10 protein-coding genes are annotated in these 14,460 nt (G+C 30.6%); 1 reads left to right on the top strand and 9 read right to left on the bottom strand.

What is annotated here, in order from left to right; genetic code table 11:
- Positions 1-292 precede the first annotated feature (292 nt).
- The 4 genes from MQX03_RS13735 to MQX03_RS13720 form a co-directional block, all read right to left on the bottom strand.
- Entirely contained in the window at positions 293-1,690 is a 1,398-nt protein-coding gene (locus MQX03_RS13735; RefSeq protein ID WP_242803746.1) for an McrC family protein, read from the bottom strand.
- On the bottom strand, positions 1,641-4,430 hold the full coding sequence (locus MQX03_RS13730; protein WP_242803744.1) for an AAA family ATPase: 2,790 nt from the start codon (positions 4,428-4,430) through the stop codon (positions 1,641-1,643). The genes MQX03_RS13735 and MQX03_RS13730 overlap by 50 nt, the downstream gene beginning before the upstream one ends.
- Positions 4,431-4,523: 93 nt before the next feature.
- On the bottom strand, positions 4,524-7,382 hold the full coding sequence (locus MQX03_RS13725) for a type I restriction endonuclease subunit R (RefSeq protein ID WP_242803742.1): 2,859 nt from the start codon (positions 7,380-7,382) through the stop codon (positions 4,524-4,526).
- Between the two features lie 105 nt (positions 7,383-7,487).
- A complete protein-coding gene (locus tag MQX03_RS13720) occupies positions 7,488-8,414 on the bottom strand; it encodes a tyrosine-type recombinase/integrase (RefSeq protein WP_232706334.1) in 927 nt (308 codons plus the stop codon).
- A gap of 117 nt (positions 8,415-8,531) precedes the next feature.
- On the opposite strand from MQX03_RS13720, the gene MQX03_RS13715 reads away from it, so the two are divergent.
- Positions 8,532-9,740: a restriction endonuclease subunit S gene (locus MQX03_RS13715; protein WP_242803740.1), complete on the top strand. Its 1,209-nt coding sequence runs from the start codon at positions 8,532-8,534 to the stop codon at positions 9,738-9,740.
- A gap of 39 nt (positions 9,741-9,779) precedes the next feature.
- Here the strand turns inward: MQX03_RS13715 and MQX03_RS13710 are convergent, their stop codons facing one another.
- The 5 genes from MQX03_RS13710 to MQX03_RS13690 all read right to left on the bottom strand — a co-directional run bounded on the left by MQX03_RS13710 (position 9,780) and on the right by MQX03_RS13690 (position 14,393).
- Positions 9,780-10,913 (bottom strand): restriction endonuclease subunit S, encoded by a 1,134-nt coding sequence (locus MQX03_RS13710; RefSeq protein WP_242803739.1) that lies wholly within the window; start codon positions 10,911-10,913, stop codon positions 9,780-9,782.
- A gap of 58 nt (positions 10,914-10,971) precedes the next feature.
- Positions 10,972-12,540, bottom strand: a complete 1,569-nt coding sequence (locus tag MQX03_RS13705) for a type I restriction-modification system subunit M (RefSeq protein WP_242803738.1) — start codon at positions 12,538-12,540, stop codon at positions 10,972-10,974.
- Positions 12,541-12,718: 178 nt separating this feature from the next.
- On the bottom strand, positions 12,719-13,051 hold the full coding sequence (locus tag MQX03_RS13700) for a hypothetical protein (protein WP_242803737.1): 333 nt from the start codon (positions 13,049-13,051) through the stop codon (positions 12,719-12,721).
- Positions 13,052-13,066: 15 nt separating this feature from the next.
- Positions 13,067-13,327, bottom strand: a complete 261-nt coding sequence (locus MQX03_RS13695) for a helix-turn-helix domain-containing protein (RefSeq protein WP_242803736.1) — start codon at positions 13,325-13,327, stop codon at positions 13,067-13,069.
- A 784-nt stretch (positions 13,328-14,111) separates the two neighbouring features.
- Complete coding sequence (locus MQX03_RS13690; protein WP_242803735.1) at positions 14,112-14,393, bottom strand: helix-turn-helix domain-containing protein; 282 nt, start codon at positions 14,391-14,393, stop codon at positions 14,112-14,114.
- Between the last annotated feature and the right edge of the window lie 67 nt (positions 14,394-14,460).

The raw sequence follows: 14,460 nt of genomic DNA, 5'->3' as shown, positions 1-14,460 counted from the left end.
AAATCCAATATAAAAATTTTACATAGTAAAAGTAGAAATTTTTGTTCGGATTTGCAAGTAAAGATTGGTAAATTTTGAACACTTTTTTTGAAATTCTTCTTTAAATTATATGCTCTTTTTTCTTAGGATATTTCTTAGCTAAAATATTTTTAAGAAAAAATCTTAAAAAAGAAAAATTAAAACCTTTCTATAAATGAGCGTGGCTTTGTGTCAAGGTTTTTTATTTTTGTGTTACTACTTTTGACTTGTCTTCTGAGATTCTTTGACCGTAATCAAAACAATCATTTTTACATTATTTAATTGGTAAATAGATTCCCATCTTATAAATATTTTGATAAACTTTTATTTCTGAAATCTTTAATTCAGAATCTTTATTTAGAGTTGGATAGACAATTAAACAATCAATAATATCTGAATCATTGACTTTATCAAAAAAATAATCATAAACCCTTTTTAAACGTGCGTACCCTGCAACCTGTCTCATATCCTGATGCTCCTTGCTGTTTTCATAATGCAGCTTATATTTTGCATCTATAATAACTGGTATTTCTTTTCTTTTCTCAGAATTATTGTAAAAGCCAATAAAATCTACTTCGTTCCCAAATGTTCGCCAATGATATTTAATTTTATCAAACCTTGGATTTTCAATTAGTTTTTTAAAGGCGTAGAGTTCAAAAAGCCTACTCATATCAATCCAGTAAGGAGGTGTTTCTTTCTTTGTTTGATTTGATTTTGTAATAGAATAAGAAAAATTTTTCAAAATTAACTCGCCTATTTGTATAGCTTCTTTATACTGTTTATAGAATGTATTATGCTTGATTCCTTTAATTTCTCTAATATCTTCAAGTGATGTGATAAGTTCATATGCAGAAGAAATATAATTTATACTATTCCGAATTTCTGAATGTACTGATGATAATAAATTTTCATTTGCTGAAATATATTTTTTCACAAATTCCAAAACTTTCTTTAAAAACCTATTTTCAATACTATTATATCCAAATTCCTGATATTTGCAACTGGTATAGGTTAATCTATTTTTAAGAATATTTTGCTTTATTGTCTGCGGAATTAAGATCTTACCTTTTATTCTGCTATTAAGATTTTCTTCAACTGTATAATAAGATTTCTTTAATCCTTTTTTTACAATAGTTTTCATCAAGTGAATAAACTGAATAATTAAAAAAGGAGATAAGTAATCATTATCTAGATGACTCACTTCTATCTTAGGAGCATCCCAGTCAATATCTAAAAGTTCTGAAATTTCTTTGGTTGCATCAGGAAGCTTTACAATTTCAGTTAGCATTTTTAGCACATCCACTTCTGGCAAAGCTTTCACTTCTTCTTCAGATTCCATTTTCACTTCAGAAGTATGATCTATATTTTCATCATCTAATTGATTCTGAATTTTTTCTAGAAGTTTAGAGTTTACTTTTGGGGATACAAAAATATGATGATGAGGAGAAATTGATCCGATTCCAATGTAATAATTAGCTTTTAGAATGCATTTTTTGACCTCCTCATCTATTATGTTTTCATAATGAAAGATAGAATAAGCATTATTTTTCTTAAAATATAAATCCTCTTTTATTTCAAGAAGTTCTTCACTATGGCTCCAATGTTCATAAAGCTTGATAAGTTTAGACGAAACGCTGTTCAATTTCTTTGATTTTTGCGGTTGCTGATTCATTGAAAACTCCGTCCTTAAGATATTCATTAAGAATAGGAATTATCTCATACTTCATTTTCATTTTGAAATAGTTATCTTTTTCTTCTAATGAAACCTTTTTCTTTTCTGCTATAAAATAGCTATGACCCAAAGCCACGTCTTTTGCATAAAAATCATTTGAAAGAAAATCAGAATTTTTTGCATTTTCAAAGTTGATAGCATCATTTTCTCCAACTTTAATAAACAATTTTGCAACTTCAACGAAATCAGTGGTATTGAAAAATATGTCGGTATTATCTTGCAATTTTTCAGGTAACACATCCACAAAAGCAAATCTTCTTCTGATGGCATAATCTATATGTCCTACGCTTCGGTCTGCGGTGTTCATTGTTCCTATAATATAAAGATTTGGTGGGAGAATTAATTTTTGAGAACCATCTACTTCATACATACTTTCTACTTTTTCTCCACGATATTCTAAAGCGTAAATCAATTCGCCTAAAACAGAAGAAAGATTAGCTCTGTTAATTTCATCTATAATCAGAACATAATTTTTAGCTTCTATTTTTACAGTTTCTTTCTCATAGGTATATTGATCAAAAAATAATTTCAATAGCGCATTGTAATAAGTGTATCTATAATGAGCGTGTATAAATTTCTCTTTATCAAGTTGCTTACTTGACAGTTCTAATTCATTTAGAAGAACAGCCTTTATTAATTTTTTAAATTCAATAAATTTTAAATAACCAGGAGTTTTCCACTTTTCAGCATATTTAAAGTGTGAATCTGTGACTTCAAAAATTGTTATATCACCAGAAAGCTTAATCTGATCTTCTGGTAATCTTGCATCAATCTCATTTTTAAACAAATCAAATTTCTCATCAATCCAAGCTTCCAAATTTGCTTTAGGAGAACCACTTGTACTCGCTTTAAAATTTGCCAAAGCTTCTTTTGCAAATAATCCTAGCGTTTTATTTACATTCTTATATTCTATCTTTTCACCTTTAGATTCGGCAACTATACCTCGAACAAAGTCTTCATATGTGTAGCTTGGATGAAATTGAATGAGTTTTAATTGATTATCTTCTGAATCTCCATTTATATTATTTAAATGAAATATATCTTTTAGTTTATCTATTGCATAATTTGCAGCAGCTCTATTCTGCGAATTTAAGCCTGTTCCTAAAGGAAAGTCAGTAGGATTTTCAATACATTTCAATAATGTTTCAAATGTGACAGTATCAATTTCTTTTCTTGTTTCGCTTGAAAGCTTCATAGAATTGTTATCCTTATCTATAACTTTATAAGAAGTTTTATTATTAGAACTTAATAAAATATCATTAATTTTAAATAACGATGTTAAATCATTTATACTGATTTTGTTATTCGATACTTTTCTAAGATTATCTGTAATAATTTTTTTTCCTAAGTCCTTAGCCAATTTAGTTTTACCGGTTCCAGGAGGACCCTGTAAGATTATTTGCTTCTTATATTTTAATAAATTTACTATAGGGTTATCTTGTACTTTTATAGTTGTATTTTCCATAATTGAAAGTAGATGTTCATAATATTTTTTACCATCATTCAAGCCTGATGCATAGGTTGTAATATCAGTTAAGGTCTTCATTACTAAAGTATGATCAACGTTCCAATTTCCACTTAATTTCCATTGCATTCTTCTACAATGTTTATAGTCATCTCTATCATCATCAAAATAGTAATCAGACATAACCTCACCAAATCCTAAAAGCTCATATCTTCCTTTCTTTACAATAATAATATCGCCAATGCTTGCTGAGTTTGCAAACTCAAAATTTGCAATAGCATCATTATTTCTATTGGTATCACTTTTATAAGTCGAAAGTAACTTCGTTTGAATATCATTTTTAGTTTGATACTGCACCAAATCTCCTATCTCATCCCACCCAAGAGCCATAATTTGCTCAGAATAAAATTCATCCCATTTATACGCTTTTTCACCAGGAGAATATATCCAATACTTTTTGTTATCGTTGCTAATTGGTTTTAATACATCATCTAATAAATTCTGATATTCAGATAAGTTTATCACTTCTTTTTTAAGGAAATCTACTATTGCTTTCTGTGAAACTTCATCATAAATACTATTTACATTATTAATTATTACTTTAATTAATGTTCCATAGTAGCTTCCAAAATTTAACGTCCTATTATCTTCAGGAAAGGTTCTATAAAATTCACATATTGAATCATAATCATTTTCAATTTTAAGAATATGCTTACTAACTTTTTGCCAAAAAGGGTAATAAACAGGATACAAATCTGGGCTTTGGCAATGTTTTACAACAGAAAAAATGTGAGCTCTAAAATTATTCAGATTCCTGTTTAATGTCAACGTAAAATTCTTTAAAGTAGAAGTGGATTTGATAGTATTAAATAAAGTAACCAGTTGTAATTGGCTGTCATCTTCCAATATAGTGTCTTGCTTAAAATTATTTATACGGTCAGCTACTTTTACAACCGAATTGACTTTAGAAACGAAGGTACTTAGTTTTGAAATATCATCTTGTGTAAATTCATTTTCAGATTTCAAAATATCAATAACGTATCTAAAATCTTCTTGATTTTTATTGTCAGAAAATTTATCTAACTTATTTGCAATAGGAACTAACCAATTTTTCTGTTGTTCATTATTATATACTTTAGTGAAAATATCAGAATATTGCTCAATTATTTCTTTAAAAGATTTGTTATACGGTATTAGAAATTCTTGTATGGTCATTTATTGGTTAAGTTTTTTTATATAGAATCATTTTATTCAGCAAAAATACTTTTTACATCACATCATAAATTACGGAAAACCGTAAAATTAAAGCTACGAAGCCACTCCATCAATAAATACCTCAACAAAATCCTGAACTTTTTGGATAATCCTTTTTCCAATATTATTTCGTTCCGTAAGTTTTGGTTTTATTTCTAAAAGTTTTAGAGCATCGCTCATTTTAGGTATTTTAGAAGTGAAAAGAAAGCTGTCAATCGTTTCTTGGAATTTTTCTTTATTCAGAGATTCTTCTTCTGCAATTTTCTCAAAAGCATCAGTTCTTTCTTTATTCCAGAAATTATCAAATTCATCACTTACAGCATCGCCGTCCGGAATATGTGGCAAGTTCTCGTCTATGAATTTTTCAATTAATTCTTTTTTGCTTCTTAATTGGGCGTCGCCGGATAGGATTTCACGAATTTCTTTTATTTTTGCTTCTCGTTTAATTCCTTTTATATCTGCAATATTTGCTAATAGTGAAAGTATATAGCTCACATTGATTTCATCACGGTGGATGAGCTCTAACTCAAAATCAACATCATCTAAAATGCTGACTTTGTCACCACCTTCTTTCTTTCCCTTAATTCCAGTCCAGATATCAAGATATTTACTTTTATATCCATCAAATTCAAATTCTGTCATCTCCAATTGGTCAAAATCAAAATCTGTGAAGGATTTTAAGACATTCAGAATACGCATCAATTCACGGAAAGCTGTAACAAATTCAAACTTTTCCTGTTCGGTTTGATAAGCATCTACACTTTGAATTTCGGGTGCAACCAGTTTTAGTTTTTCTAAAGAATTTTTGAAAAGTTCAATATAATCTTCAATGGGTTGGATTATAATTTCCTGTATGGCTTCTTTATTAGAAAATAAAGTCACGGCATCATCTGTTGCGGATTTCAGATTTCGGAAACAGACAATATTGCCCTGTGATTTTTTCTCTCCGATAATTCTGTTGGTTCTTGAAAATGCCTGAATCAATCCGTGGTATTTCAGGTTTTTATCTACAAATAAAGTATTAAGTTGTGGACTATCAAATCCTGTCAAAAACATATTGACTACAATAATCAAATCAACTTCTTTGTTTCTGACTCTTTTCGCAATATCGTTGTAATAATTATAAAAAGTCTGGCTGTCTTTCGTAGAAAAATTTGTTCCGAACATTTCGTTGTAATGACCAATATATCGATCTAAAACAGTTCTGCTATGTGAATCACCATATTTTGCAGGTGGCTCCGCAACCATCGACAAAACATCTTCTTCCTGATAATTTCCGTCTGCATCATTATTCTCTTCATTAGTTCCATAACTGAAGATGGTTGCAATTTTCAGATTGTGTTTTCCCTCTTCTTTTTTCTTTTGAAAGAGGTCATAATATTTCTGCAAAACATCTATGCTACTGACGCAGAACATTGCATTGAATGTTTTCTGATGGGTTTTTCTATCGTGTTCCGTAATGATGTAATCGGTGATTTTCTCCAGACGCTTTGGACTTGCTAATAACTCTTGAGTATCAATAGCTTCAACTTCCATATCTATGTACGTATTACTACCTTCTTTTTCTTTGTATCTGCCAACGTATTCGACTGAGAATTTTAGAACATTTTCATCTCTGATAGCATCTGTAATTACATATTTATGAAGACATTCTTTGAAAAGCATATTGGTAGTTGCAGCAATTCCATCTATTTTACCAACTGAATTAACTTCTGAAATTGGCGTTCCAGTAAAGCCAATCATCTGTGCTTTTTGGAAATATTTCTTAATATTTTGATGTGTTTCCCCGAACTGACTTCTGTGGCATTCATCAAAAATGAAAACTACTTTTTTATCTTTTAGTCTATCTATTTTTTTACCGTGTTTTTCTTTGGTAATGGCGGTATTCAGCTTTTGTAAAGTTGTTACAATGAGTTTTGTATTGTCAGAAAGTTGCTTTACAAGATGTGCTGTATTTTCTGTAGCATCTACGCTGTCTTTTTCAAAAGCATCAAATTCTTTTTGCGTCTGATAATCCAAATCTTTCCTGTCTACCACGAAAACAACTTTCTCCACTTTAGGAATTTCTTTCAAAATCTGACTTGCTTTGAAAGAAGTTAATGTTTTCCCGGAACCTGTCGTATGCCAAATAAATCCATTGTTATCGGTATTTCTAACCCTTTCAACAATTTTTTCTACCGCATAATATTGGTATGGTCGAAGAACCATTAAAATTTTATACGTTTGATTCAGAACGATATATTTCGTAATCATCTTGGCAATGTGACAAGGCTCCAAAAATGCCTGTGCAAAATCTTCAAGTTGTGTAATATTATTATTGTGCTCGTCTGACCAGAAGAAGGTCTGTTTGAAACTCTGTTTTGCGTTATTGGAGTAATACTTTGTATTGACGCCATTACTGATAACAAACAACTGAACGTAGTTGAATAAACCTTTTCCAGCATTAAATGACTGATGATGATAACGGTTGATTTGATTGAAAGCCTCTTTCATTTCCAAACCACGACGTTTTAGCTCTATCTGAACTAAAGGCAAACCGTTGATTAAAATCGTGACATCATAACGGTTTTTGTACTCTCCTTCCTGAGCAATTTGATTTGTGACTTGGAATTGATTCTGACACCAGCTTTCCTGATTGATGAATTCTATCCACTCGGACGTCCCATTATCCTTTGTAAATTGAAATCTATCTCGTAATACTTTAGCTTTTTCAAAAACATTTCCTTTTGCAAGATGATTTAAAATCTTCTCAAATTCTTTATTGGAAAATTGTTTTTTATTATGAATTTCGAGCTGGGTTTTTAGGTTGATAATCAAATCTGCTTCATTGCAAATCCTGACTGGCTTATGACCTAACTGCTGTAATTGTTCTACTAATTTCTGTTCAAGAATATATTCGGGTTGGCTGGACATTCTGTGTTTACGAATTTTATGGTTAAAAAACATTGTCAGAGTTTGAAACTCTGACAATGTTGTTAATAGTTTTATCAAATCTAACAAAAAATATCATAACTAAAACTATTTAAGTGCTTTAAACATTTGATCTATTGCTTTTTTCTTCTGTTCCAGATTTGGATGGACATAAAGATTCAATGTTGTACTGATATTGGAATGTCCCAATAGTACACTCACAGTTTTATAATCACATTTGCTTTCAATACATCGGGTTGCAAAACTATGACGCAATCCGTGGAATTTAATTTCCGGGATTTCCAGTTGTTTCATCAGATTTTTATAATAGCTCCGGTAAGTTCTTGGCTCAGTTGGTTTGGCATCATTTGTTAAAACAAAAAACAAAGGATTCACAATTTTTTTAAAAGGCTTCAACATTCGCAAAAGATCTCTGCTCATTGGAACTTCACGTATTGAGTTCTTGGTTTTTGGTGTATCGAGAAGCAATTCTGTTCTTCTTTTGCCATCTTCAATAATGTAGATTCGCTGAATGGTTTTTCTAATGTTGATGATGCCATTATCGGTATCTATATCCTCCCAAGTGAGTGCGCAGATTTCGCCAATCCGCATTCCAGAACAAAGACAAATATAAACCCCCAGATTCCGGAATGTAAAATGCTCTTGAATATAATTCATCACTTTTTTCTGATGAGTTCTGGTCAGAACTTCAATACTTTGATTTTCCCTAACGGTTGGATATTGAATATCGAATGGCGTATACTGAATCCATTTATATTTTGCCCCAAATTTCATTACCATTTTCAAAACGATAAGAACATCTTTTATGCTTTTCTGGCTCAATCCCTGTTCCAGTTTTTGAAAAACAAATTGCTGAACTTCCTCTTCTTCTATACTACTAACTTCCGCAAACTTGGGTAACAAATGGTTTTCCAGCAAAAGCACGTAAGCCGAAAAGCTAGACTTTTTCACATAAAGTTGTTTGTCTTTTTTCCATAGTTCCACGATTTGAGCAAATGTTTTTTGTGTCGTCATAATTTTCTTTTTGATTTTAAATTATTATTAAAAATCAAAAAGGTATGAATAAAGGATTTGAGAAGAAAATTCTGTTAAATTTATAATTGAAAATCATTAATCTTTGAGTTTCCAAATTTGCGATTTCCGGGGTTTGATTTAGAAAAAAATTCTTATAAAAAATACATTTTTAAAGATATTTTCCTTTTTTCAACGGGTAAAAATATTAAACAAAATGAAGCATCTCCTGAATTTGAAACTTTTTGTGTCAGATATGGGGAGTTATACCATATGTATAATGAGGTTATTACAGAAGTGTTTAATAAAACTAACCTTGATAAATCTGAATTGCATTTTAGTCAAGGAGATGAGATTTTGCTTCCTTCAGCAGGTGAAGACCCTCTTGATATTGGATTAGCCTCAGCTCTAACAGTTGCGAACGTAGCTATAGGTCGCACAATAAATATATTAAAACCGATAAATTCTGATGTTTATTCTCAGATCTACGTATCCTATTACATCAATCATAAATTAAGAAGGAAAATTTCCAATTTAGCCAAAGGCTCAAGTATTAGTAATGTATATAATTCGGATTTAAAAACATTAGAAATAATACTTCCTAATCTTGATGAGCAAAAAAGAACATCAAATTTTTTATTATTGCTTAACGATAGAATTTCAACCCAAAAGAAAATAATTGATAATTTAGTGTATTTAATGTTAGGTTTTCGTGAGAAGATCTTTTCTAATAAAATTAGATTTAAAGATGAAGATGGAAATGATTTCGTTGATTGGGAAACATTAAATTTAGGAACTGTTTTAATTAAAAATTCCAATAAAAATAAGGACTTAAAATATCTAAATGTTCAAAGTGTTAGTAATAAATATGGTTTCATAAATCAGGATGAGGTTTTCCAAGATAGACGAGTTGCAAGTGTGAACACCTCAAATTATTATGTTATTGAAAAAGGACATTTTGCTTATAACCCGTCAAGAATTGACGTTGGTTCTTTAGCCTATAAATCTGACGATAGCGTGTCAATAATCAGTCCTTTATATATAAGCTTTAAAGCCGATAACAATTTGCTAAATGATGATTTTTTATTAATTTGGTTTTTTACTTTAGAATTTAATTTTCAAATGAGTAATTCTTTTGAAGGTAGTGTGAGAAATACATTAAGTTATGAAAGTTTAAGTAAAATGAAAATTAAATTTCCCTCCATTAAGGAACAAACTAAAATCGCTAACTTTCTATCATCCATTGGTGACAAAATTAGATTAGAGAAAGAAATTTTACAAAAATTAGAACTTCAAAAAAAGTATTTACTCGTTAATTTGTTTGTGTAAAACGGAAACTTTTCAAGGTTTTAAATCTTGAAAAACTAATTATATAAAAAGATTTGCCAAAAGGTATTTTTTTTGGGTTTCGTATTGCGCTAAAATTTTCTTTTCTGTTTCGATTTTTTCATCAATGGATGATAGGAAATTTGCAATTTGGGTCTGTTCTTCAAAATCATTTGACACTAAAAGATTTAAATTTTTTAAATCCTTTAGTTGGATATTAGGAAGACCTGAACCCACTCGAAGATTCATAATTTTTGATTCATTATATTTAAGTAAATGATAAAAGTATTTTTTAGAAGCATTCTTATTTACGATGATTTTATAGCAATGCCCACCTAACCAAAATTTTGTACTCATAAAATTTATGTATCCACAAGAATTACCACCTTCACTTATAGTAATTGTATTTTCTTCAGAGTTAAATTTCTCAGTAAAACCCGAAAAACTTATTCCGCCATTTAAACAAGGATATGAACCAGCATCATTTAAATCATCTTTATTTAATTGTTCACCCTTTTTTATTTCAAATAAATCTCTAATTTTTTTTATTTCCCAATTAGAAAAATCAATTTCATTTACAGTTCGGAATTTTAATTTTTGAGAAAATATTTTCTCACGTGAAGATTTAATTAAAGATTTTAGTTCCTTTAATATTTTCTTTTGGGTTGAAATTCTATCATCTATAAGAGATAATAAAAATGCAATTTTTTCTTGCTCTTCAAGGGAATCTGTGATTATTGATTCAACCTCTAATAAATTTTGTACAGATAATCCAGGTTGAGCCATACCAGTAGCATACTGATTTAAATTTAGATATTTTAACAAATAAAATAACCAAGTGGAATGTACTTTATATTTAGGAGTTACAACAACTGCGTGCTCGGTTGCGTAAAATTTATCAAATACTCTTGTTACATTTCCACAAAGTGCTCCTTGCCTGCCAATTAAAGAGTATTCTCCCTCATAATTATATGAATAAGTAAATCCTCTTAATCCATTTGCTCCATAACAAGGATATAATTTGTTATCTGTTTCTTTTAAAATCTCAGAAGCGCTAACAAATTTTCCAGCTTGCATTTTACATATATCTCCCAATTTATTCACTTCCCATTCCACTGCAAACCCCGGAAATCGCAAATTTGGAAAATTTCTGATACTTTTATTTTTTTCTGTCATCTTGATAATTTATTGTTACTGCTATAAAAATTAAGGATATTCTAAAGTCAAAAAAAAATTAACTTACTAATCCCAATTCTTTTAAATAAACTTCAATTTGACTGTCGAGTTCCACACGTTTGGCTTCCAAAACTTTGATTTCTGCCATTACCGCTTGGATGTCGATTTCTTCTTCCTCTTCAAAAGTATCGACATAGCGAGGGATATTCAGGTTGTAATCATTGTCTGCAATTTCCTGCAAAGTAGCGAGATGAGAGAATTTCTCTTCCGTTTTTCTCTCTTGATACATATCAACAATTTTATTGATATGTTTTGGAAGCAGTACATTTTGATTTTTTTGTTTTTCAAATTCTTTGCTTGCATCCACAAACAAAACATCTTCATCTTGCTCTCTGCATTTTTTAAAAACCAGTATACAGGTTGGAATGCTTGTACCAAAGAAAATATTGGCAGGTAAACCGATTACAGCATCAAGATAATTTTTCTCTTTAATCAGATATTTACGAATAACCAATTCCGCTGCACCACGGAACAAAACACCGTGAGGCATTACAACTGCCATAATTCCGTTCTCATCCAAATGATGAATCATATGCTGAATAAAAGCAAAATCTGCTTTGGAAGCTGGAGCTAATTTTCCATATTGTGAGAAACGCTCGTCTAATAATAAAAGTTCATTGCTACTCCAATTCGCAGAAAAGGGCGGATTAGCAACAATAGCATCAAAAGTTTTATCAAGGTGTTGGGGTTTCTCAAGCGTATCTTCTTGCTTGATATCGAAATTACTGTAATTGACACCGTGTAGAATCATATTCATTCGAGCCAAGTTATAAGTAGTTCGGTTCATTTCCTGACCATAGAAATCACTTACTTTTGCTTCACGGGCAACACGAAGGAGCAAAGAGCCACTTCCGCAAGTCGGATCGTAAACGGATTTTAATTGAGATTTTCTGCTGGTAACGATTCTAGCCAGAATGGTAGAAACTTGTTGAGGCGTGTAGAATTCCCCTGCTTTCTTACCTGCACCACTGGCAAATTGTGAAATCAGATATTCATAAGCGTCGCCTAGAACATCGGCATTGGTATCAGAAAGATTGAAATCAATATCATCCAGATGATACAACACTTTGGAAATAAGAGTATTTTTCTCGTCTTCAGTTTTTCCTAATTTGGAAGATGTTAAATCCAAATCTTCAAAAAGATTATCAAAATCGTCTTCACTATCAGTACCTAAAGTAGATTGTTCTATATTAGTAAGAATTTTTGAAAGTTCTGCAAGGATAAAATTAGATTTTCCTTCCTCTTTTTGATGACCTTTTTTAGCAATATTACTAAAAAGTTCTGATGGTTTTAAGAAATATCCTAAATCTTCAACAACCTCTTCATAAATTGCTTGAACGATTTCTTTTCCTCCTTCAGTATTTTCATCAACATCATTATAGTCGATGTCTTCTCCAGAATCTAATAAAATTTTGTTGGCTGTAAAATGAATCTTTTCAGAAAGATATTTATAGAAAATAAATCCTAAAATATAATCCCGAAATTCGTCGGCGTCCATTTTCCCTCTTAAAGTATTGGCAATATTCCAAAGTTGCTGTTGCAACTGACGTCTTTGTTCTTCTGACATTTAGTATCATTAATGTTAATCCTCAAAGATAAAAAATGTTAGATGCATACAATGCTAAAATAGCTAAAAATAATAAAATTGATATTGAAAAATAATTGTCATAATGCATATTATAGTCCATAAAATGTCGCCAGATAACGTCTGCTATTAACTAGCACTTGGGAAATTCAGAAGAAATTTAATTTTTGATTCTTATTTGCTTAAGAGTGGGCTTCAACTCCCCCGCAAAATCCAGCATAAAAACCTGACTTCCTGCGAACGGATTGTAAGATGGCTGATAATCAATATAGCCTGAAGAATGAAGATTCTTCAGGCATTTGTGATAGGTGGCTTTTGAGTGGATTTTACTGATCCGCATCACTTCGTCCCGTGAAATACTGACCGGATTTCGGAAACGGTTGAAATTCCAGAATTGGAATAATGCTAAGTATAGGCTGATGTGTGTAGGATTAAGTGTACTATCCTGAGCCACCTTTTCATAGAAGCCTGTAAGATGTTTTATGTAATTCATTTTGTCAATAATAAATTATCCTTTGCCATTTAACATTTTCTCGATGTCTTTGTAATTGTAGTATAATGTACCTCCGACACGGGTATAAGATAAATTTCCATTGACACGGAGATTCTGTAATGTTCCGGTAGAAATTTTCAGAAGTTCTTTGACCTCTGATGAGCGCAGCCATAATTTCTGCTCTGAAATTTTGATATTAAAAAGATTTTTAATGTCTTCAAGCAATTCGGTTTTGAACTCCTGAAGGTCTTCTTTGGTAACAAGGTTTACTCTCATAGTTTTTTCATTTTTGTTTTTGATAAAATTTCTTTTGCAAAATTGGAACATCAAAATCGTTAAAACAATAGTGTTGAAGGGAGTTGGATTGAATAAGAACAATCTGGAATAATTTGGAAATACGTGGAGATTAAAAAAGAATAAATAAGAATAATTTGGAATCTTTAAACCAATTTTAAGAAAAACAAAAAAACAAGTTCCGCAGTTTTTTTCCCTTTTTGCAAAAAAAGGCAAGAGAGTCTTTGGGTATCAAACTTGAAAAGTTTGTATATACAAAGACACATCTTGCCGTTAAAATCAACGAATGTTATTTCAGAGCTCTAAAAAAAAGAAACAAAATCATAATTATTATGTAATTAACTGAAAACCAATATCTATTTTTTGTAAATCTGTTTTGGAAGTTGGTATATGATGAAAATAACACCTAGCCTCTTTTTACGCAGGTTGATCTTGTATTATTTTACACACGTCAGCCAAGAACCTGTGTCTAATTTACGCAGGTCAATCGAATACCTGTATCTCTTTTAATCAGGTTGCTATTGTGCAGGAAAAATTCTCAACCTATATCTCTTTTACGCAGGTTGATTGAGTACCTGTATCTATTTTACATATCTATAAATTTTTAAAAGGTCTGCTGTTGTTGTGAAAACTTTGTTGGAATGTGGGAAACTCCGAGGGAAAAAGCCAGGATGAGTTTTCCATATTTCAATAAATGCACTGTTTTTTTACATTGCAAAATATAATTTGGGACATACAAAAGAGTAACGCTCTCTTTATTTAGAAATCAATTCTCATCGATTTCCTTCATTCTATTCTTTATAAAATCTATAGGTCTTATTCCGTTGATTTCTAGAAAGTGTGTTGAGAATAACTGTCGACTGGACATTCCGCATTCGTGAGCCAAATTTTCAATATTATACTTCAGATACAGGTCATTTTCCAAAAGAAGAGCGGTAATGTATTTGATTCGTAAAACCTTTAGATACTGCGTGAAAGAAACATTCAGATGTTCATTCAGTACATAAGATAGTTGGGAGTGTGTTCTGCCAAACATTTTTGCAACCATTGGTAAGGTCAGGTTTTTGTCAAGAAATCGTTTGTCTTCTTCAAACTTTTTGAGTTTTTCTTTAATA

Source organism: Chryseobacterium aahli (assembly GCF_022699665.1).
GTDB lineage: Bacteria > Bacteroidota > Bacteroidia > Flavobacteriales > Weeksellaceae > Chryseobacterium > Chryseobacterium aahli.
The sequence above is the reverse complement of the archived record's forward strand: the minus strand, read 5'-3'. Positions and strand labels throughout refer to the sequence as shown.